A 19,639-nucleotide genomic window follows, 5' to 3' on the forward strand; every position below is an offset into this window, starting at 1 on the left:
TGGGCTTCACCTGTATGCCGCTGTGCAGCCTCTTGTAGCGCAACCTTCGCACAGTGGACCGTGGGTGCCCGGCCGGCGCCCGGTCTTCCCTGCGCCCTCTGACACAAGAGGGCGACACGACAAGGCAAAGCTCGGGCGAGACAAGCCGCGAGGATGCGAAGGTGTGTCTGCGAGCTGAGATGCGCGTTGACGAAGAGCGGCGTTGCCGCACACTCCGTCATTGCGAGCGCAGCGAAGCAATCCAGAATCCCTCAGCGGAAAGATTCTGGATTGCTTCGTCGCAAGGGCTCCTCGCAATGACGGCGTGGAGAGAGCGAGCGCGTCAACATCACTCTCGTGCGCCGGACGCAGCGCAGCGCTTCTTCAGCGGTGCGCTGCAGAGCCGGGGCCCGTGCAGCAGCTTACGGTGCGGCCCCCTGGGTCCCGGCTCTGCGCCGCAACGCCTTCGGCGTTGCAGCTTGTCCGGGACACGAGAGTGGCGGATCGCCGAAAGCTCCCTCCATTTCGCCTCAAATTGCAACCCGCGCGTGCAGGAAGTCTTGATCGACTGTGATCTAGGGGTGATTGCCGGTGTTGAACGCGCCGTCCGCGGCCAGCGACTAACCGACAGAGTGCACAAGGATCAGTGGAACGTGATCGAGCTTCCTCTTCCAAAAGCACCAAAATGGTGCTTTAGTGCTTTCGATGAGCCAGTCGCCCCGAAACGCGCCATCCGCGCTGCGTTACAGGCTTGCCCCTGACCCGGCCGCCAAGGCCGCCATGGAGGCGACGTTCCAGGCCTATGACCGCATGATGGAGATCCTGGATGAGGTCGCGCGGACCCATAATGTGGGTTCCAACGTGGTCCTGCTTCACGCCCATGCCTATGAGCCGATCCGGAAAGAAACCGCACTGCCGTCGCGGCTGGTGACGCTGGGCTTGCGTGACCGGGCCGATTATCGCGCCGCGCAAGGGCGCCGCCTGCCGCTCGACGACAAGCTCGCCAAGATCAAGGGGCCCGCCACCATTTCGATTGCGACCGTGCAAGGGCGCTTCAGCGTTCCCTTCGACTACGCCGGTTATGCCGAAGGCTGGGGGCAGAGCGTGCCCGCACACCTCATCCGCACCGACGACGGCTTTGAAGTTCACTACGGCGTCACGCCGAACAATCTGCCAGAGGAGGAGAACGCCATGGATACCATCGCTGCCGCTCCCGACAACTTCCTGTCCCGGGTCGGGCGCCTGATCGCCGGGATCGCCTATGACGCGATCGAGCAGGCGGAAGGCAAGAACAAGCTGAAAGTGGTCGGGCAGGCCATCCGCGAGATCGAGCGTGCCGAAAGCGAGGCGCGCGAGGCGCTCGCAGCCGCGCGCGCCGAGCAATACCGCCTCAACGCCCGGCGCACCGAGATCGAGCGCGAGATGACCGATCTCACGGCCAAGATCGAGAGCGTGATCGCCGAAAACCGCGATGATCTCGCGCGCGCCGGCATCGCGCGGCAGATGGATCTGGAGGCGCAGTTCGAGGTGCTCTCCCGCGCCATCGACGAGAACAACGAGAAGATCGAGCAGTGTGTGACGTCGCTGCGCGCCGTGCTGTCGGCATTGCAAGATGCCGAGCAGCGCCGCACCGATCTCGAAAAGAGCGAGGCCCACGCCAGCCACCAGGCCTCCACGTCGCCCCGCAAGCCCGGCGGTGCCGCGGCGGCCGCCAAGGCACTGCGCGCGGGCAGGGCGGTGGCGCGCGCCACCGGCGTGCCGGCGGCCATTCCGTTCTCAAGCGACATCGACGAGCTCAGCACGTTGCATCGCGACAAGGAGATTGCAGCGAGGCTGGCGCGGTTGAAGTCGCGCTCCTGAGTGATGTGTCATGAGCGCACTGCTCGAACATGTGATGTCGCCGGAGGTCAGGCCGTTCGCGATCGCGGCGGCCATGATCGTCATCGTCGGCTCGCTCGAGGTGGTCACGATGCTGGTCGGGGCTTCCCTGAGCGAGATGCTCGGCACCAGCATCGATTTCAGTCATCCCAGCGACAATGGCGTGATCAACGCCATCTCCTGGATCAATGTCGGCGGCGTGCCGCTGCTGATTTTCCTGCTGCTGGTGCTCGGTGCCTTCTCGATCACCGGATTCCTGATCCAGGATATCGCGCGGATGGTCGCCGGTCCCTTGCCGGCAACGATCGCCTCGATCGGGGCTGTCGCCGTATCGGTTCCGCTGGTCCGCGTCGCCAGCCGCGCCATCGCGCGGGCCATTCCCAAGGATGAAAGCTACGCCGTCGGCCTCGGAGACCTCGTCGGCCGCGTCGGCGAGGTCGTCATCGGCCCGCTCGATCAGGGGCCGCCCGGCCGCGTCAGCGTCGCCGACGTCCACGGGAACAGGCACTTCGTCTGGGCGGTCGCGGCGCCCGCATCCGGACCATTGGAGCAGGGAACCATGGTCCTGCTGGTCGATCGCGATGGCACCCGCTTCGTGGCGGTCAAGGCCGACGATGAACTCAAACCGTCGAAACCTACTCTAAGCAGCTAGCAAGTCATTTATTGGAGAAAGTCATGTTCGACATCGCAGTCCCGGCCATGATCGGCGTCGCGCTGATCGTCGTCCTCGGGATCGTCTTCACCATCCTCTACAAGCGCGCCACCCGCGACGAGGCCTTCGTGCGCACCGGCCTCGGCGGCAAGAAGGTCGTGCTCGACGGCGGCGCCATGATCCTGCCGATCTTCCACTCCTATGCCAACGTCAATCTGAAGACGCTGCGGCTCACCGTCGAGCGCAAGGAGCGGGAATCGCTGATTACCAGGGACCGCCTCCGCGTCGACATCGTCGCCGAGTTCTACGTGCGCGTCCGCCCCGACGAGGAGAGCATCGCGCTGGCCAGCCAGACCCTGGGCGCGCTGACCAACGACGCCGAGGCGCTGCGCAACCAGGTCGAGGCCAAATTCGTCGACGGCCTGCGCTCCGTCGCGGCGACCATGACCATCCTGGAGCTTCAGGAGAAGCGCTCGGACTTCGTCAAGCACGTGCAATCCACCGTCGAGTCCGACGTGAAATCGAACGGGCTCGAGCTTGAATCGGTATCGCTGACCAAGCTCGACCAGACCGACGTCAAATTCTTCAACCCGGAGAATTTCTTCGACGCCGAAGGTCTCACCCAATTGAAGACGGTGACCGAAACTCGCCGGCGCGACCGCAACTCGATCGTGCGCGACAACGAGGTCGCCATCGCGCAGAAGGACCTGGAGGCGCGGCAGCAGACCCTGACCATCGAGCGCACCAAGAAAGAGGCCGAGCTGTCCCAGGAACGCGACATCGCCAACAAGACCGCGAGCACGCGCGCTGAAGTCGCGACGGCGACGCAGACCGCGCGCCTCACCGAGGAGAACGCCCGCATCGATACCGACCGGGCGGTGGCCGAGAAGGAGGCCGGCGCCAAGCAGGTCAAGGAGACCGCGGTGATCGAGTCGGATCTCGCCATCAACAAGCGCAAGACCGACGCGCAGCGCGAGATCCAGATCGCCACGCAGGAGAACGAGATCCAGATCGCCGCCAAGAGCAAGCAGACATCGGAAGCCGTCGCCGAAGCCAAGACGGCCGAGGCGATCGCCGTCTCCGCGGAGGAAAAGGTGGTGACCGCACGCGCGGTCGAGGTCGCCGACCGTGCCCGTCTCACCCAGGTGCTCGCCGCGCGCACCGAGGCCGAGCGCAAGTCGACCGAGGTGATCGTCGCGGCCGAGGCCGAGAAGAAGGCCGCGCTCGACCGCGCCGAAGCCACCACGACGCTGGCCACGGCCGAAGCCGAGTCCAACAAGATCAAGGCCGTCGGCGTCAGGAACATCGGCGAGGCCGAGGCTGCAATCATCACGCTCAAGAACGAGGCGCAGAACAAGCTCGGCAGCAACGTGATCGACTTCGAGCTCGCCAAGAAGCGGATCGAGACCATGCCGTCGGCACTCGCCGAGATGGTCAAGCCGATCGCCAACCTCAAGGACGTCCGCATCCTGCACACCGGCGGCGCGTTCGGCGGCAACGGCAGCGGCGCCGGCGGCAATGTCGGCTTCGGCGAAGGCCTCGCCGGCGAGCTGCTCAAGGTGCACGCGCTGCGTCCGATGATCGACGAGATCCTGCGCCAGAGCGGCTTTGCGCCCGGCGACGATCCCGTGAAGGCGCTGGTCGGCGCCGTGACGGGCAAGAGCAACGGTGCCGCGGTGCCGGCGCCCACGCCGGAGAAGACAAACACCGCCGATCTATGAATGCCCGTTCATTGCTGCGGAGAATTCGAAACGATAAGAAATTCCCGTGCGCGTCTCGCGTCGCGCACAGCTCCGGAGTGCTGATCGAGGCGTGTTGAACCTTTCGATCACGCTCCGGACGACTGTTCGGAGGCAACTCCATTTGTTGCCGCGGCGCCTGCGCCGATCGACGCCAGGCGCCGAAGCCTGTTTCGATCAAGGGAATTTCACATGAAGTATTTGCTGTCTGCACTGATCGCGATCGGTGTCTCGATCGCCGCTGCGCCGTCATTTGCGGCTGACGCCCGCAACGTCACCGTCGTCAACGAGACCGGCTATGCCATCAAGTTCCTGGGCTTCAACGCGCCGGACGATGGCCTGGACGAATGGGACAACGAACTCGACAAGGTCTTGCAGAACCAGGCGAGCACCTATGTCGAGTTCGACGATGACGACGATGGATGCGTCTGGAACATCCGCGTCGACTGGCAGAACTACGACGAGGCCGTGCTCTGGAAGAACGTCAACCTCTGCAAGTTCACCGCGCTTCGGCTGCGCTACGATTCCGGCACCAAGACCACGTCCTTCGTCGCCGAATAGTTTTCTGCCTGACCAGGGCCCGGAGGAGGGGCCGTCCGGCCCCTTCCTCAGGTGCGTTGCGGAAGATGACGAATTCGTCCTTTGCAAGCGCAAGCGGCTTTGTTATACGCAGCCGCGCGCGAACGAACGGTTCGCTTTTTCCTCGGTAGCTCAGCGGTAGAGCATCCGACTGTTAATCGGATGGTCGCTGGTTCGAATCCAGCCCGGGGAGCCAAATTCCGCTGCATTTTCAAGATTTTGTGGTCGCGCCTTGATGCGGTGTGCGATGTCGCTCAGGCCAGCTCTGAAGACAGTGTACGCCCGAATCCCACGCAGAATCGTTGTTCAAGCAAACGTGTCCCGATCGCAGCTTCGCTCCCGCGCGGCTGGCAACAAATCGACTTAATTCAAATCGAGCTTTGCAGGGCCGGACTCTTACGGAGCTGATTCCCCATGCCCGATATCCAGATCGACCGCGCCCAACTGGCTCCCTCGATTCTGCCGGCCGATGTTCCCGTGCTCAGCGACGACGAATGCATCGCCCGCCTTGCACGCGCGGTCGAGACGCCCGATTCGGCGCGGCTGGACGAGGTCGCCGCCCTGATCGGCCGCCTCGCGGTGACGATCGAATAGTCCATCCAGCTCCCTGTTGCGGCGAGTAGCGGAGGCGTTGGCCTGCGGAGGCCAACGGCCATGTTGCGTTTTTGCCGGGCATGTTCCAAAGATGCCGGCAACTTTCGTCCGCGGCATCGTCCGCATTTCAGGGTCCGCAAATGTCCGGTTTCTCGACCGCGCGCCTCAAAATGGTCGATGGCCAGGTGCGCACCAACGACGTCACTGATCGCCGTGTTCTCGACGCCATGCTCGCGGTCCCGCGCGAGGCCTTCGTGCCGGCCAGCCGGCAGGCCTTGGCCTATCTCGACCTCGACCTCGATGTGAGCGAGGGCGGCGGCAAGCGATTCCTGATCAAGCCGCAGCTGACCGGCAAGCTGCTCCAGGCCGCCGAGATCGGCGAAGGCGACAACGTGCTGGTGGTCGGCTGTGCCACCGGCTACCTCGCCGCGCTGGCGGCAAAGATCGCGCGGCAGGTCACCGCGACCGAGTGCGATTCGGCCCTGGCTGCGAAGGCCAAGGACGCCTTCGCCGCCCTTGGGCTGGCCAATGTCACTTGCAAGGCCGCTCCCTGCACCGAGGGTGATCCCTCTGCCGCGCCCTATGATGTGATCATCCTCAACGGCGCCGTCGAAGTGACGCCGGAAGGGCTGCTCGGGCAGCTCAAGGAGGGCGGGCGCCTGGTCGGGGTGTCAGCCGAATCAAGGCCGCCGCGGGCCATGATCGTGACCCATACCCACGGCGAATTCGGCCATCGGGCGCTGTTTGATGCCGCTGCCCCGGTGCTCCCCGGCCTGGAACGGGCCGCCGCCTTCGTCTTCTGACGGCCCAAAGCCCGTTAAAATCCCGTTCTGAATCAGAAGTGTGGCCGGGATGCTGCACGTGAAGAGTTTCGACCGAGAACGCCCCTCAGGTAGTTCCGTCGCGCCAATCCGCGTCCTATGTTGCTGCGGGGCAACGACTCCACTCGGTAGACGGTAAACCCAGCTCGCGGGCACGAGCTGGGCGTTAGAATGAACGGAAATTTTGGGATGCATGGGGTGAAGCTCTTCACCGGAGCTGCGGTTTCGGTCTTGGTGCTGGCGCTTGCCGGGCCGACGCCTGCCTTGGCGGATACGATCGAGGCCGCCTTGGTGCGCGCCTATCAGAACAATCCTCAGCTCAACGCACAGCGCGCCCAGGTGCGCTCGACCGACGAGAACGTGCCTCAGGCCTTGTCAGGCTATCGGCCCAAGGTCTCGCTGACGGCGAGCGGTAGCTATCAATATCAGGATCTGCAGAGTGGCGTGGGTAGCAATTCAATCCACGGAACCACCATGCCTCGCAGCGCCGGAATTACGGCTTCGCAGACGCTTTACAACGGTAATCAGACTGCCAACAGAACGCGCGTCGCAGAGAGCCAGGTTTCTGGCTCGCGCGAGGCGCTGCGCAGCCTGGATCAAAGCGTGCTGCTCCAGGCCGCCACGACCTATATGGACTATCTTCGCGACTCGGCCACGCTGGAAGTCCAGCGCAGCAACGTGCGGGTGCTTGAGCAAACGCTCAAGCAGACTCGTGACCGCTTCAATGTCGGCGAAGTCACGCGCACCGACGTCGCGCAATCGGAAGCCCAGCTGGCTGCCGGCAGGACTCAGGCTCTGACTGCCGAAGCAAATCTCACCACCACGCGGGCGAACTTCCGCCGCATCATCGGCAACGAGCCGGCGAACCTCGCGCCGGGCTCGCCGGTCGACCGCTTCCTGCCGACGACGCTCGCTTCCGCCGTCGAGCTCGGCTTGGTCGAGCATCCCAACGTCACGGCCGCAATGTATGGCATCGACGTCAACTACTTGCAGGTCAAGGTCGCCGAAGGTGCGTTGCTGCCAACGCTTACCATCCAGGCCTCGGCCACGCAGGCCAACGAACAGTCCTTGATTCAGTTGCGCTCGTTCAGCGCCGCCGCGACCGCTCAGCTCTCTGTGCCGATCTATCAGGGCGGCACTGAATATGCGCTGATCCGCCAGTCCAAGGAAAACCTGGCGCAGCAGCGTCTCAACCTCGAAACGACGCGCGACCAGACCCGTGCGACCGTGGTGCAATGGTGGGGTTCGTTGCAGGCCGGCAAGGCGCAGGTCCAGTCGGCGCAGGCGCAGGTGACGGCGTCCGAGATTGCGCTGAACGGCGTGCGCGAAGAGGCCAAGGCCGGTCAGCGCACCACGCTCGACGTGCTCAACGCGCAGCAGGCGCTGGTCAATGCGCGCGTCGCGCTGGTGACCGCGCAGCACGACCGTGTCGTTGCATCCTATAACGTCCTTGCCGCCGTCGGCCGCCTGGCGCCTCAGGTGCTCGGACTTGCGACCACGGTCTACGATGCTAGCGTCCACTACCACCAGGTCCGCGACAGCTGGGGCGGCGTGCGCACGCCTGACGGGCGCTGAAGTCCCGTAGTCATCCGGTCGGCCTCGCGCGAACTGCCGACGCCGACCGGTGCTTTGCTTGCAATCGTCAAAATCCCTGACATAGCCTTGCCAAGAAGATGCAGGTCGATTCGCCCCGCATTCGATGTCGTGTGCGTAAAGCTTGAGTGCCGAGGGCAGGGGCGCACCGCCGCACGTTGAGCCGTGATCTGGGGACAAGTCGGCCTGCCGCGACGAAAATGTCGGGGCGTCCGTTGCGGAACCGGCCAATCCTGTCGTGCTTGGTGTAAAACAACGCATGCGAGGGCGTTGATGATGTGGAGTCGGAGATGACGCAGCCTGCAAAGGTCACAGAACCCTCGATGGAGGAGATTCTGGCCTCGATCCGGCGCATCATTGCCGACGATGAGGCCAAGCCGCCGCCGGCAGAGACCGCGAAGCCCGAGAAGGCCGCGGCGCCGAAGCCGATGAACGACATTCCGCCATCCAAGGTCGCCCCCGCCAAGCCTGCCGCCGAGAAGCCCGCGCCGCCGCCGGCCGCAAAGCCGGCGCCGCCCCCGCCGCCCGCACCTGCGGCGGATGCGTCCAACAACCAGGACGATATCGACGCGCTGCTGGCGGGGCTCGACGCAGCCACGCCTGCGCCCGAGGTCCGTGCCCCGGAGCCCGAGCCTGAGCCGGAACCCGATGTGCTCGAATTGACCGACGACATGGCGATGGACCCGGAGCCGACGCCGCCTCCGCCGCCACCGAGCTTCCGCAAGGTCGAGCCGCGCGACGATCTGGAATTTGCCGAATCGCCCCCGCCACGTCCGGCGCCGCCGCCGCCATCCTACGCGCCGGTGGACTTCGATGCCCCGCCGGTGCCGCCGCAGCAGCCGATTCTGGCGCAATCGACCGTCTCCGCGGTCGAATCCGCCTTCAACTCCCTGGCCCATACAGTGCTCAGCAGCAATGCGCGAACGCTGGAGGACCTGGTCAAGGAGATGCTGCGGCCGATGCTGAAGTCCTGGCTCGATGACAATTTGCCGGGGCTGGTTGAACGCATCGTGAAGGCCGAAATCGAGCGGGTCTCGCGCGGCGGCAGGTAGAGCGGGCCGCTGGGCCCTCGTAAAGCCCTGCTTGTGCGTCACATTCGGTTCGCAGACCGGGCCGGAAAGCCCGTTTGCGTTGACCTTTTCGTTGACTTGCCCCCCGCGCGCGGCTTTCTAGCAGCCCCATGATCGAGAAAAATTACCAGCCCGCCGATATCGAAGCCCGCATGTCCGTGGTGTGGGAGGACAGCCTTGCCTTCAAGGCCGGCCGCCCCGACCGCCGCGACGCAGTGCCCTTCACCATCGTGATCCCGCCGCCGAACGTGACGGGCTCGCTGCACATGGGCCACGCCCTCAACAATACGCTGCAGGACATCCTGTGCCGGTTCGAGCGCATGCGCGGCCGCGACGTGCTGTGGCAGCCCGGCACCGACCATGCCGGCATCGCCACCCAGATGGTGGTCGAGCGGCAGCTGATGGAGCGCCAGCAGCCCGGCCGCCGCGAGATGGGCCGCGAGAAGTTCCTTGAGCGGGTCTGGCAGTGGAAGGCCGAGAGCGGCGACACCATCATCAACCAGCTCAAGCGGCTCGGCGCCTCCTGCGACTGGTCTCGCGAACGCTTCACCATGGACGAGGGCCTGTCCAAGGCCGTCATCAAGGTGTTCGTCGAGCTGCACCGCGACGGCCTGATCTACAAGGACAAGCGGCTGGTGAACTGGGACACCAAGCTGCTGACCGCGATCTCCGATCTCGAAGTGCAGCAGACCGAGGTCAAGGGCAGCCTCTGGTATCTGCGCTATCCGATCGAGGGCAAGACCTTCAGCCCCGAGGATCCCTCGAGCTTCATCGTCGTCGCCACGACGCGCCCGGAGACCATGCTCGGCGATACCGGCGTCGCCGTGCATCCCGACGATGAGCGCTATCAGAAGCTGGTCGGCAAGAACGTCATCCTGCCGCTGGTCGGCCGCAAGATCCAGATCGTCGCCGACGACTATTCCGATCCCGAGAAGGGCTCGGGCGCGGTCAAGGTGACGCCGGCGCACGACTTCAACGATTTCGAGGTCGGCAATCGCCACGGCCTGCGCCGCATCAGCGTGCTCGACAAGGAAGGCTGCCTCGATTTGCTCGACAACGAGGACTATTTGCGCGACCTGCCGGAAGGCGCCGCGCAATTCGCCGAGGAGTTCAACAAGGTCGACCGCTTCGCTGCGCGCAAGCGCATCGTCGAGCGGCTGGAATCGTTCGGCTTCGTCGAGCGGATCGAGCCGCACACCCACATGGTGCCGCATGGCGACCGCTCGAACAGCGTGATCGAGCCCTATCTCACGGACCAGTGGTACGTGGATGCCAAGACGCTGGCCAAGCCGGCGATCGCGGCGGTGCGTTCGGGCGAAACCAGCTTCGTGCCGAAGAACTGGGAAAAGACCTATTTCGAATGGATGGAGAACATCCAGCCCTGGTGCATCTCGCGCCAGCTCTGGTGGGGCCATCAGATCCCGGCCTGGTACGGACCCGACGGCAAGGTGTTCGTCGCCGAGACCGAGGAGGAGGCGATCAGCCACGCGCTCGGCTATTACGTCGAGCAGGAGGTCATCACGGCCGAGCAGGGCCGCGAGATGGCGCTCGACCGCAACAAGCGCGAGGGCTTCATCACGCGTGATGAAGACGTGCTCGACACCTGGTTCTCCTCGGCGCTGTGGCCGTTCTCGACGCTCGGCTGGCCCGAAGACGCACCCGAGGTGCAGCGCTATTACCCCACCAATGCGCTGGTGACCGGCTTCGACATCATCTTCTTCTGGGTCGCCCGCATGATGATGATGGGCCTGCACTTCATGAAAGAGGTGCCGTTCTCGACGATCTACATCCACGCCCTCGTCCGCGACGAGAAGGGCGCCAAGATGTCGAAGTCGAAGGGCAACGTCATCGATCCGCTCAACCTGATCGATGAATACGGCGCGGACGCGCTGCGCTTCACGCTGGCCGCGATGGCGGCGCAGGGCCGCGACATCAAGCTCGCCACCAGCCGCGTCGAGGGCTACCGCAATTTCGCGACCAAGCTCTGGAATGCGTCGCGCTTCGCGGAGATGAACCACTGCGTCGTGCCCGACGGTTTCGAGCCGGCAAAGGCCAAGGAGACGCTGAACCGCTGGATCGCGCATGAGAGCGCGCACACCACGCGCGAGGTGACCGAGGCGATCGAGGCTTACCGCTTCAACGATGCGGCCGGCGCGATCTACCGCTTCGTCTGGAACGTCTACTGCGACTGGTATGTCGAGCTCGCCAAGCCCGTGCTGCTCGGCCCGGACAGCCCGGCCAAGGACGAGACCCGCGCCATGGTCGCCTGGGCGCGCGACGAGATCCTGAAACTGCTGCACCCCTTCATGCCCTTCATTACCGAGGAGCTGTGGGAGGTGACGGCCAAGCGCGACGGCCTGCTGGCGCTGGCGCAATGGCCGCTGAAGCCGGCCGAGCCGACGCCGGAGCAACTCGCGATGCTCGCCGCGGCCACCGGACCGGCCGAGCCGTTGATGTCGCCGATGCTGGTCATGCCGATCTTCGACCACGCCGACTTTACCGATCCCAAGGCGGAAGCCGAGATCGGCTGGGTGATCGACCTCGTCACGCAGATCCGCTCGGTGCGCGCCGAGATGAACATCCCGCCGGCGACGCTGACCGCGCTGGTGCTCGTGGGCGCCTCGACTGAAACCAAGGAGCGCGCGCCGCGCTGGACCGAAATCGTCAAGCGCATGGCCCGCCTGTCCGACATCTCCTTCGCCGACCGCGCGCCCGACGGTGCGGTGCAGCTGCTGGTGCGTGGCGAAGTGGCCGCGCTGCCGCTGAAGGGCGTGATCGACGTCGCCGCCGAGCGCACGCGCCTCGACAAGGAGATCGGCAAGGCCGACGCCGACATCAAGCGCGCCGAATCCAAGCTGGCGAACGAGAAGTTCGTCGCCAACGCGGCCGAGGAGGTCGTCGAGGAGGAGCGCGAAAAGCGCGAGGCGGCGCTGGCGCGCAGGGCCAAGCTGCTCGAGGCGCTCGAGCGGCTGAAGCAGGCGTCGTAGAGCTACTTCGGAAACGGCTTGCTGAGGAATTTCGAGCCCCTGACGCCATAGCGCCAGGGCAGCTCGACCGCCTTGGTGATGCCGATCCGGATGCCCGTCGCCACCTCGAAATCCTCCGTCCGCGCATGCAGCGAGATCGGCGGCCGGTCCAGCGGCAGGGCGTTGTGCGCGATGGTGATGCCGAGTGCTTCGGTCAGCTTGCCGGGGCCCGAGCACAGCGCGTGCACGTCCTGGTGATGGCGGCGGCGACGCATCGTGGCGATGCCATGCGTCGGCTCCAGCGCGCGGATCAGCACAGCCGCGGCCGAGCCTTCCGCCTCGCAGACGAAATTGACGCACCAGTGGATGCCGTAGGAGCGGTAGACATAGGCAAAGCCGGGCGGGCCGAACATCACCTGGTTCCGCGGCGTCGGGCCGTTGTAGGAGTGTGCCGCCGGCTCGGTATGATGATAGGCCTCGACCTCGACGATGAGGCCGCCGACACCATCGACCAGCATGGTGGCGCCGATCAGGTCATGCGCGACCTCGCGGACGCTGCGGCCAAAGAAGGCGCGCGTCAGGGCCTTGCCGAGCCGCGGAATAGAAGTCTTCGAGGTTGGAGCCATTCGAGGTGAGAATCGCCAGAGAACAGAGCAGGATATTGCCCATATCTGCCATGTTCCCTGAAGCGGGGCGAGCCGGGTTGCGATGCCGGGCCAGACCGACTAGGTAGGACCTGAACAGACCGGACACCCCATGGTCGTTATTGTCGATACCATCTCGAACCCGCTGCGCCCACGCCACCCCGAAAAGGTGAACAGGCCCGATTCCGCTTCGCCGCCGAAGCCGGACTGGATCCGCGTACGCGCGCCCAATACCCGCGGCTATGCCGACACCCGCAACATCGTGCGCGCCAACGGCCTGCACACGGTGTGCGAGGAGGCAGGCTGCCCGAACATCGGCGAGTGCTGGGACAAGAAGCACGCGACCTTCATGATCATGGGTGACACCTGCACCCGGGCCTGTGCCTTCTGCAACGTCAAGACCGGCATGCCCAACGCGCTGGATGCGGCCGAGCCGCAGAACGTCGCCGAGGCCGTCGCGAAGCTCGGGCTCGCCCACGTCGTCGTCACCTCGGTCGACCGCGACGATCTCGCCGACGGCGGCGCCGAGCACTTCGCCCAGACCATCCGCGCGATCCGGGCGGCTTGTCCATCGACCACGATCGAGATCCTGACGCCGGACTTCCTGCGCAAGGAAGGCGCGCTGGAGATCGTCGTCGCGGCCAGACCCGACGTGTTCAACCACAATCTCGAGACCGTGCCGTCGCGCTATCTCACGGTGCGGCCTGGCGCGCGCTACTTCCACTCGATCCGGCTGCTGCAGCGGGTCAAGGAGCTCGATCCCACCATCTTCACCAAGTCCGGCATCATGGTCGGCCTCGGCGAGGAGCGCCATGAGGTGCAGCAGGTGATGGACGACCTGCGCTCGGCTGACGTTGATTTCCTGACCATCGGGCAATATCTCCAGCCGACCCGCAAGCACCACGCGGTGATGCGCTATGTGCCGCCGGACGAATTTTCGTCCTACGAGAAGGTCGCCTACACCAAGGGCTTCCTGATGGTGTCGGCGAGCCCGCTCACCCGTTCGTCGCATCATGCCGGCGAGGATTTTGCGAGACTGAAGGCCGCACGGGCAGCTAACGCCCGCTGAACCGCTATGCCCAAATTTTCGAGCAAGCGCCGTGTCAATCACAGCGCATCCGAGATGTTTGATCTGGTCGCCGACGTCGAGCGCTACCCGGAATTCGTGCCGCTTTGCAGCGCGCTGAGAGTGCGCCAGCGCATGGCGAAGCCCGACGGCACCGAGGTGCTGGTTGCCGACATGACGGTGTCGTTCAAGCTGGTCAAGGAAACCTTCACCAGCCGCGTGACGCTCGACCGCGCCAATCTGAAAATTCTCGTCGAATATCTGCAAGGCCCGTTCAGCAATCTCGAAAACCGCTGGACGTTCGAGCCCAAGGGCCAAGGCGAGGGCCATGGCGTCTGCGACGTCGGATTCTTCCTCGCCTACGAATTCAAGAGCCGCATGCTGGCGATGCTGATGGGCTCGATGTTCGACGCCGCCTTCGCACGGTTCTCCACCGCATTCGAGAAGCGTGCGGACGCGATCTACGGCCGGCCGAAGCTGGCGTCGTCGTAAGGCGTGCTCTCTGCCGTCATTGCGAGGAGCCCTTGCGACGAAGCAATCCAGAGTCTTTCCGCGGAGAGATTCTGGATTGCTTCGCTACGCTCGCAATGACGGTGGAGCTCAATCCACCGCCTTCACCACATCCGGCGGCTGCGAGGCGTAGTACGCGGCGGCCTGCTCGATCTCCTGCGGCGTCATCGCGCGCGCGATGTTGCGCATCTGCTGGCTGATGTCGTTGCGGCGCTCGCCTGACGCGAAGGCCTGGAGCTGGGCCTTCATGTAGGCCTCGGACTGTCCCTCCAGCCATGGGCTGCCGGTCTTGTTGTCGAGGCTGCCGTGGCAGGCACCGCACGGCGCGATCCCGCGGATCGGTGCGCCGTAGATGACGATGTTGGGCTTCGGCAGTTGCGGCGTCGGGTGATAGGGCGGCAGTCGCGGCAAATAGGCGTAATAGTTCGAGAGATCGGCGATCTCCTGGTCGGTCAGGTTGACGGCGAACGGCGACATCACGGCATTGGTGCGCGCGCCGGAGCGGAAGTCGTGCAGCTCCTTGTAGATCACGGCGGCATATTGTCCGGCGAGATTGGGCGAGTCCGCGCGGCTGATGCCGGTTGGGCCGTGACAGATGGCGCAGCGCTGCGCCAGCGTGGCGCCACGGCCAATCGCTTCCTGGCTTGGACGCGACAGCGTGTGCGAGGTCAGCACGACCTCCGACAGGCGTTTTGTCGGTTTGGGCGCTGTGACATTCGCAGCGCGCTGCGGCACGCCGGCGGCGCTGCAGATCGCGTCCCAGACATTGGCGAACTGGACCCAGGGCTGCGCGAAAGGCAGCACGATGAAGCCGGCAACCGCCGTCACGACGAGGATTCCGGCGATGACGCCGACGCCGATTGTGAAATATCGGTTACTGAACGTGAAGAGGTCGCGGGCGCTCATCACTGTGCTCCCACATAGACGGCCGGCACCGAGGTGCCTTCACTCAGTGCCAGATTCAGGATCGGATAGCCGTAATTGGTGAGGGTGAGCGCGATCATCAGCGCGACCCACAGCGCGTGGGTATTGAGCGCCACCGGGACTGTCGTCGGCTCATGCACGGCGAGCGCAAAGCGATAGGGGCCGGCGTCAACATGCGGCGCGCGCGTGCCACGGGCCAGGATGACGATGAACATGATGCCCGACGTCAGCAGGATGAAGCCGCCGATCGCCGAGAGCGTGACCGAGAGCGCCTGGGGCGCGATGGCGGGATCGCCGAAGTCGAAATAGGCCATGCGGCGCGGCATGCCCAGAATGCCGACCCAGTGCCAGGGGAAGGTCGTCACGATCATGCCGATGAACCACAGCCAGAGCTGTGTGCGGATCAGGCGGATATCGATCAGCTCGCGGCCTGTCAGATGCGGCCACAGATCATAGGCGATGGCAAAATACATGATCACGATGGCGCCGCCGAAGATCAGATGGAAATGGCCGGTGATCCATTGCGTGTTGTGGATGGAGGCATCGAGCTGATAGCTCATGTTGATGAGGCCGCCGGCGCCGCCGAAGCCCAGCATGACGAACGAGAATGCCAGCGCCAGCATCATCGGATTGTCCCAGGGCAGGGCCCTGATCCAGCCGAACAGGCCGCGGCCGCCGCGCAGCCGCGCCGCGATCTCGACCGAGGCGCAGATCGTGAACACCGTCAGCAGCGTCGGCAGCGCAACCAGCGCGGTGAAGGCCGAATGGATGAACTTGAAGCCGGCGCCGACTTGCGGATCGGCGAAGGTGTGGTGCATGCCGATCGGCATTGCCACCACCAGGAACAGGATGAACGAGATCCGCGCCATGGAGTCGGAATAGACCCGGCCGCCGATCGCGCGCGGCACGATGGTGTAATAGGCGATGTAGGTCGGCATCAGCCAGAAATAGACGATGGCGTGCAGTGTCCAGGAGAAGAAGATGCGGGCAAGACCGGCATCTATTGTGGCCTTCAGGCCCGCCGCGACCGGGATGATCTGGAGCAGCAGCTCGAGCGCGGCGCCGACCGCGGTCCAGGCCCATAAGTAAGAGCCCGCGACATTGGCAAACATCGCCAGCGGCACCGGCGCGCCGGGATGGGCCTTGCGCCAGACGCGCAGATTGACGGACATCAGCGCGACCCAGATCCAGGAGCCGACCACGACCAGCACCACGCCGAGATAGTAGAACAAATTGCCGATCAGCGGCGGATAGAACGTGTAGAGCACGGAGGCGCGCCCCAAAGCGATCGGGATCAGCGCCATGATGCTGCCGGCGACGATCAGCCAGAACCCAGCCCAGGCCCAGCGTACGCCGACGAGGCGCTGCTCCAGCGCGGACTCGCTGATGGCGTAGCCAAAGCCCATCGCGACCAGGGTCGGGAACACGTAGCCCATCACCGTGCCGTGCGCGGTCAGCGAACGGTAGTAGAGCTCGGGATTGGAGAGCCATGTGCCGATCGGGCTGCGGATGAACATCTGCCAGGCACCGAGCGTCAGCGCAAAGACGAATACCGCGAAGGCCAGCCAGAAATGGGCGAGGATGAGCTTCCTATTGACCAACACAGCTCAGCCTCCCGCCAGCCTTCGCGCGATCCGCGAAGTCGGCCTTGTCGATCACCTTGACCTTGCCCCACATGCCCTCATGGCCAAAGGAGCAAAATTCCTGGCAGGGCATCAGATAGTCGCCGGTCCTGCTAAAGCGCATCAACTGCTCGGAGATGTAACCCGGCACCAGCATGGTGTTGACATTGGTGCCCTGGATCAGGATGCCGTGCACGACGTCGGCGCTGGTGGCGCGCAGCGTGATCGGCGTGTCCGCGGGCACGAGGATGCAGGCCGGCGTGAAGGAATATTGCTGGCCGATCGCGCGCACCGTCACGTTGCCGTTGGCCTCCAGCACGCTGCCGAGATTGCTCTCGACGAATTCACCGGTGAGATGAATTCGCGATGGATCGGTGGTCTCGACGCGCGGCTGCGGCATGGTCGCGCGGTGGATGCCGGCGAAGGCCGCCAGCAGCGCCATCATCACGATGATGATCACGGCAATGGTGGCCCAGCGCCGCTCGACGCGGGCCGCGACCTCGACGCTGCCGTGGGTGCCCTCTGCGCTCATTGCAGTGGCCCGCGCGGCAGAAACACGAACAGATAGAAGGCGAGCCACATCGCGACCACGCAGGCCGTGGCGATGCCGGCGAGCACGATCGCACCGGACGGCCCTTGCGCAACGACTTCCTCGACGGCCTGGTCGGCGGCGGCTGGGCTAGTCGGCGGATCGGAATTGAACATGATGGATCTCTGGCGCCTCTCAGTTCAGCGGTGCGGAGCGCAGCTCGTTGGCCTCGCGCGCCGAAACCGGCGTGCCGCGATTGCCCCAGGCGGTGCGGATGTAGGAGACGACGGCGGCGATCTCGTTGTCGGAGAGGAGCCCTGCGAACGGCGGCATGCCGTAGGGCATCGGGTTGCCCTTGGTGCCCGGCGGATAACCGCCATTGAGCACCATGCGGATCGGGTTGACTGCCGACTGCATCTCGATCGACTGGTTGTTGGCGAGCGGCGGCCAGTGCGGCGGCCTGCCTTCGCCCTGCGCGCCGTGACAGCTCGCGCAGTTCTTGTCGTAGACGGTCTTGCCGAGGCAGATCAGCAGGCTGCTCTCGCTGGTCGGCAGCGCCGAGCTTGCCGGCGGCGGAGGCGAGGGCTCCGCGATGCTCTTGAGGTACACCGCCATGGCGCGGGTGTCCTCGTCGTTGAGATATTGCAGGCTGTTGTGCACGACCTCGGCCATCGGCCCGTAGACCACGCCACGCATGGAGACGCCGGTCTGGAGCAGGTCGGTGATGTCCTTGATGCTCCAGTCGCCGAGCCCCGCCTCGCGGTTTGACGTGAGCGAGGGCGCGTACCAGTTCTGCATCGGGATCAGGCCGCCCTTGAAGGCGTCCGATTGCGAGGTGCCGCCGAGCGCGTTGATCGGCGAATGGCACATGCCGCAATGGCCGAGGCCCTCGACCAGATAGGCGCCGCGATTCCATTCCGCCGATTTCTTCGGATCCGGCTTGAACTCGCCCTCGCTGAAGAACAGCGTGCGCCAACCGAGGATGAGCTGGCGGTTGTCGTAGGGGAAGCGCAGCTCGTGCTGCCGGTTCTTCTGGTTCACCGGCGGGATCGAGCGCAAATACGCGAAGATCGCGTCACTGTCGGCGCGCGTGACCTTTGTGTAGGAGGCGAACGGCATCGCCGGATAGATCAGCCCGCCATCCGGGAAGCGGCCGCTGTGCATGGTCTTGTAGAAATCGTCGGCGCTCCACTTGCCGATGCCGGTCTCCGTATCGGGCGTGATGTTGGAGGTGTAGAGCGTGCCGAACGGCGTCGGCATGGCACGGCCGCCGGCGAACAGGCGGCCCTCCGGCGCGGTGTGGCAGGCGGTGCAGTCACCAGCGCGGGCGAGATATTCGCCGCGCGCGATGACGTCGCTGCTCTTGTCCTGCGCCCGCGCAGCCGTGGTGAGCGCGGCAAGAGCGAGCAGCATGATCGACAGTCTTGAGCCCATCATCCGCCTCGTCAATTGGGCTGGCTGCCGCAGCCGAAGGGCAGCGCGTAGGTGCCCTTCGGTACGGGAGCCGGGTTGGCGGGCGCTGGCCGCGTCGCGAGCCAGGCTGCAACGGCGGTGACATCAGCCTCGGTCAAATGGCCGGCGACGAGCTGCATGCAGTCGGGCGATTTCGCCGTGCGCGTGCCGTAGCGCCAGGCTCCGAGCTGCGCACTGATGTAAGCGGCGCGCAAGCCAAGCAGACCGGGGATACCCGGCTGCATGCCCGTGAGACCCGGGCCGTGGCAGCTGACGCAGGCCGGAATGTTGCGGCCGGCATCGCCGCTGGTGGCAAGCAGCTCGCCTTGCGCGAGGACGTCCTTGCTGACTTCGCTCGGCGTGGGCTGCGGCAGCGGCGGATGCTCGCTTGCAAAATATTCGGCCATCGCCTCCAGATACGGATCGGGCAGAAACTCCAGCAGATAGTTCATCGGCGGGTATTTGCGCCGGCCGCTGCGGAAGGCGAGCAGCTGATTGTAGAGATAGCCGGCGGGCTTGCCGGCAAGGCGCGGAAAATAGACGTCGCTGGTACCTTCGCCCTTGTTGCCGTGGCAGGGCGTGCACGCTTCCACCCGCGCCGCCATCGTATCGGGCGGCTGGTTGGCCGTTTGTGCGGCCACACCATCAAAAAGGGCCAAAGTGACGATGACGGCGGCCGAGGCCGCGGCGCGAGCGAACACTTTCGTCGCCCTCCATCAGGTTGATCCGGTTGATTCCGGATCACAACGTAGAGGCGCATTATTGCGCCAATATTTTCCCGCGCAAGTTCAGGCAGGTGCAATGACGTTTGGTCACGCCTGCACATTTGCGATCCTGATCGATTTCGACAAGATTTGCGTGCTTTTTTAAAAGCAAACATGACGCTGCAGTCTCGCGGCTTGCCTCGCCCGAGCTTTGCCTTGTCGTGTCGCCCTCTTGTGTCAGAGGGCGCAGGGAAGACCGGGTGCCGGCCGGGCACCCACGGTCCACTGTGCGAAGGTTGCGCTACAAGAGGCTGCAC

At 65.0% G+C, this 19,639-nt stretch carries 18 protein-coding genes and 1 tRNA gene; 12 read left to right on the forward strand and 7 right to left on the reverse strand.

Annotated features, from left to right (window positions below):
• The first annotated feature begins 675 nt into the window (after positions 1-675).
• From AC1RUR_RS38025 to AC1RUR_RS38070, 10 genes are all read left to right on the forward strand, one after another.
• Complete coding sequence (locus tag AC1RUR_RS38025) at positions 676-1,839, forward strand: PspA/IM30 family protein (protein ID WP_492853256.1); 1,164 nt, start codon at positions 676-678, stop codon at positions 1,837-1,839.
• Between the two features lie 10 nt (positions 1,840-1,849).
• Positions 1,850-2,509 carry an OB-fold-containig protein gene (locus tag AC1RUR_RS38030; RefSeq protein ID WP_492853257.1) on the forward strand — a complete coding sequence of 220 codons (660 nt, stop codon included), beginning with the start codon at positions 1,850-1,852 and terminating at the stop codon, positions 2,507-2,509.
• Positions 2,510-2,532: 23 nt separating this feature from the next.
• Entirely contained in the window at positions 2,533-4,230 is a 1,698-nt protein-coding gene (locus AC1RUR_RS38035; RefSeq protein ID WP_492853259.1) for a flotillin family protein, read from the forward strand.
• Positions 4,231-4,440: 210 nt separating this feature from the next.
• Positions 4,441-4,809 (forward strand): hypothetical protein, encoded by a 369-nt coding sequence (locus tag AC1RUR_RS38040; protein WP_492853260.1) that lies wholly within the window; start codon positions 4,441-4,443, stop codon positions 4,807-4,809.
• A gap of 139 nt (positions 4,810-4,948) precedes the next feature.
• Positions 4,949-5,023: transfer RNA gene (locus tag AC1RUR_RS38045), tRNA-Asn, on the forward strand.
• Positions 5,024-5,241: 218 nt separating this feature from the next.
• Positions 5,242-5,421: a hypothetical protein gene (locus AC1RUR_RS38050; protein WP_492853262.1), complete on the forward strand. Its 180-nt coding sequence runs from the start codon at positions 5,242-5,244 to the stop codon at positions 5,419-5,421.
• 140 nt (positions 5,422-5,561) lie between these two features.
• Positions 5,562-6,224, forward strand: coding sequence for a protein-L-isoaspartate O-methyltransferase family protein (locus AC1RUR_RS38055; RefSeq protein WP_492853263.1), 663 nt, complete (start codon positions 5,562-5,564; stop codon positions 6,222-6,224).
• A gap of 207 nt (positions 6,225-6,431) precedes the next feature.
• Positions 6,432-7,817 carry a TolC family outer membrane protein gene (locus tag AC1RUR_RS38060; RefSeq protein ID WP_492853265.1) on the forward strand — a complete coding sequence of 462 codons (1,386 nt, stop codon included), beginning with the start codon at positions 6,432-6,434 and terminating at the stop codon, positions 7,815-7,817.
• 308 nt (positions 7,818-8,125) lie between these two features.
• The gene (locus AC1RUR_RS38065) at positions 8,126-8,887 is read left to right on the forward strand and encodes a PopZ family protein (RefSeq protein WP_492853266.1); all 762 of its coding nucleotides are present in this window, start codon (positions 8,126-8,128) and stop codon (positions 8,885-8,887) included.
• A 128-nt stretch (positions 8,888-9,015) separates the two neighbouring features.
• Positions 9,016-11,892 carry a valine--tRNA ligase gene (locus tag AC1RUR_RS38070; RefSeq protein WP_492853267.1) on the forward strand — a complete coding sequence of 959 codons (2,877 nt, stop codon included), beginning with the start codon at positions 9,016-9,018 and terminating at the stop codon, positions 11,890-11,892.
• A gap of 2 nt (positions 11,893-11,894) precedes the next feature.
• Here the strand turns inward: AC1RUR_RS38070 and AC1RUR_RS38075 are convergent, their stop codons facing one another.
• Complete coding sequence (locus AC1RUR_RS38075; protein ID WP_492853268.1) at positions 11,895-12,497, reverse strand: DNA-3-methyladenine glycosylase; 603 nt, start codon at positions 12,495-12,497, stop codon at positions 11,895-11,897.
• A gap of 130 nt (positions 12,498-12,627) precedes the next feature.
• On the opposite strand from AC1RUR_RS38075, the gene lipA reads away from it, so the two are divergent.
• Both lipA and AC1RUR_RS38085 read left to right on the forward strand, forming a co-directional pair.
• The gene (gene lipA / locus AC1RUR_RS38080) at positions 12,628-13,584 is read left to right on the forward strand and encodes a lipoyl synthase (RefSeq protein WP_492853269.1); all 957 of its coding nucleotides are present in this window, start codon (positions 12,628-12,630) and stop codon (positions 13,582-13,584) included.
• Between the two features lie 6 nt (positions 13,585-13,590).
• On the forward strand, positions 13,591-14,073 hold the full coding sequence (locus tag AC1RUR_RS38085; protein ID WP_492853270.1) for a type II toxin-antitoxin system RatA family toxin: 483 nt from the start codon (positions 13,591-13,593) through the stop codon (positions 14,071-14,073).
• Between the two features lie 108 nt (positions 14,074-14,181).
• Here the strand turns inward: AC1RUR_RS38085 and AC1RUR_RS38090 are convergent, their stop codons facing one another.
• Genes AC1RUR_RS38090 through AC1RUR_RS38115 form a run of 6 tightly spaced genes read right to left on the reverse strand, consistent with a single transcriptional unit; the run spans position 14,182 to position 19,319 of the window.
• Positions 14,182-14,997 carry a c-type cytochrome gene (locus AC1RUR_RS38090; RefSeq protein WP_492853271.1) on the reverse strand — a complete coding sequence of 272 codons (816 nt, stop codon included), beginning with the start codon at positions 14,995-14,997 and terminating at the stop codon, positions 14,182-14,184.
• Positions 14,997-16,619 (reverse strand): b(o/a)3-type cytochrome-c oxidase subunit 1, encoded by a 1,623-nt coding sequence (locus tag AC1RUR_RS38095; RefSeq protein ID WP_492853273.1) that lies wholly within the window; start codon positions 16,617-16,619, stop codon positions 14,997-14,999. The genes AC1RUR_RS38090 and AC1RUR_RS38095 overlap by 1 nt, the downstream gene beginning before the upstream one ends.
• Positions 16,606-17,169, reverse strand: a complete 564-nt coding sequence (locus AC1RUR_RS38100) for a cytochrome C oxidase subunit II (RefSeq protein ID WP_492853275.1) — start codon at positions 17,167-17,169, stop codon at positions 16,606-16,608. Before AC1RUR_RS38100 ends, AC1RUR_RS38095 begins: the two co-directional genes overlap by 14 nt.
• Entirely contained in the window at positions 17,166-17,342 is a 177-nt protein-coding gene (locus AC1RUR_RS38105) for a hypothetical protein (protein ID WP_188103317.1), read from the reverse strand. Before AC1RUR_RS38105 ends, AC1RUR_RS38100 begins: the two co-directional genes overlap by 4 nt.
• A 19-nt stretch (positions 17,343-17,361) precedes the next feature.
• A complete protein-coding gene (locus AC1RUR_RS38110) occupies positions 17,362-18,603 on the reverse strand; it encodes a cytochrome c (RefSeq protein ID WP_492853278.1) in 1,242 nt (413 codons plus the stop codon).
• A gap of 8 nt (positions 18,604-18,611) precedes the next feature.
• Positions 18,612-19,319 carry a c-type cytochrome gene (locus tag AC1RUR_RS38115; RefSeq protein ID WP_492853279.1) on the reverse strand — a complete coding sequence of 236 codons (708 nt, stop codon included), beginning with the start codon at positions 19,317-19,319 and terminating at the stop codon, positions 18,612-18,614.
• Positions 19,320-19,639: the final 320 nt, after the last annotated feature.

Source organism: Bradyrhizobium sp. GW821-FHT12B03, from assembly GCF_058807535.1.

Bases quoted from the DNA above. Each gene is read 5' to 3' on its own strand.
- AC1RUR_RS38030 (WP_492853257.1), top strand. From the start codon at position 1,850: ATGAGCGCACTGCTCGAACATGTGATGTCGCCGGAGGTCAGGCCGTTC.
- AC1RUR_RS38035 (WP_492853259.1), top strand. From the start codon at position 2,533: ATGTTCGACATCGCAGTCCCGGCCATGATCGGCGTCGCGCTGATCGTC.
- AC1RUR_RS38040 (WP_492853260.1), top strand. From the start codon at position 4,441: ATGAAGTATTTGCTGTCTGCACTGATCGCGATCGGTGTCTCGATCGCC.
- AC1RUR_RS38050 (WP_492853262.1), top strand. From the start codon at position 5,242: ATGCCCGATATCCAGATCGACCGCGCCCAACTGGCTCCCTCGATTCTG.
- AC1RUR_RS38055 (WP_492853263.1), top strand. From the start codon at position 5,562: ATGTCCGGTTTCTCGACCGCGCGCCTCAAAATGGTCGATGGCCAGGTG.
- AC1RUR_RS38060 (WP_492853265.1), top strand. From the start codon at position 6,432: ATGCATGGGGTGAAGCTCTTCACCGGAGCTGCGGTTTCGGTCTTGGTG.
- AC1RUR_RS38065 (WP_492853266.1), top strand. From the start codon at position 8,126: ATGACGCAGCCTGCAAAGGTCACAGAACCCTCGATGGAGGAGATTCTG.
- AC1RUR_RS38070 (WP_492853267.1), top strand. From the start codon at position 9,016: ATGATCGAGAAAAATTACCAGCCCGCCGATATCGAAGCCCGCATGTCC.
- AC1RUR_RS38075 (WP_492853268.1), bottom strand. From the start codon at position 12,497: ATGGCTCCAACCTCGAAGACTTCTATTCCGCGGCTCGGCAAGGCCCTG.
- lipA (WP_492853269.1), top strand. From the start codon at position 12,628: ATGGTCGTTATTGTCGATACCATCTCGAACCCGCTGCGCCCACGCCAC.
- AC1RUR_RS38085 (WP_492853270.1), top strand. From the start codon at position 13,591: ATGCCCAAATTTTCGAGCAAGCGCCGTGTCAATCACAGCGCATCCGAG.
- AC1RUR_RS38090 (WP_492853271.1), bottom strand. From the start codon at position 14,997: ATGAGCGCCCGCGACCTCTTCACGTTCAGTAACCGATATTTCACAATC.
- AC1RUR_RS38100 (WP_492853275.1), bottom strand. From the start codon at position 17,169: ATGAGCGCAGAGGGCACCCACGGCAGCGTCGAGGTCGCGGCCCGCGTC.
- AC1RUR_RS38105 (WP_188103317.1), bottom strand. From the start codon at position 17,342: ATGTTCAATTCCGATCCGCCGACTAGCCCAGCCGCCGCCGACCAGGCC.
- AC1RUR_RS38110 (WP_492853278.1), bottom strand. From the start codon at position 18,603: ATGATGGGCTCAAGACTGTCGATCATGCTGCTCGCTCTTGCCGCGCTC.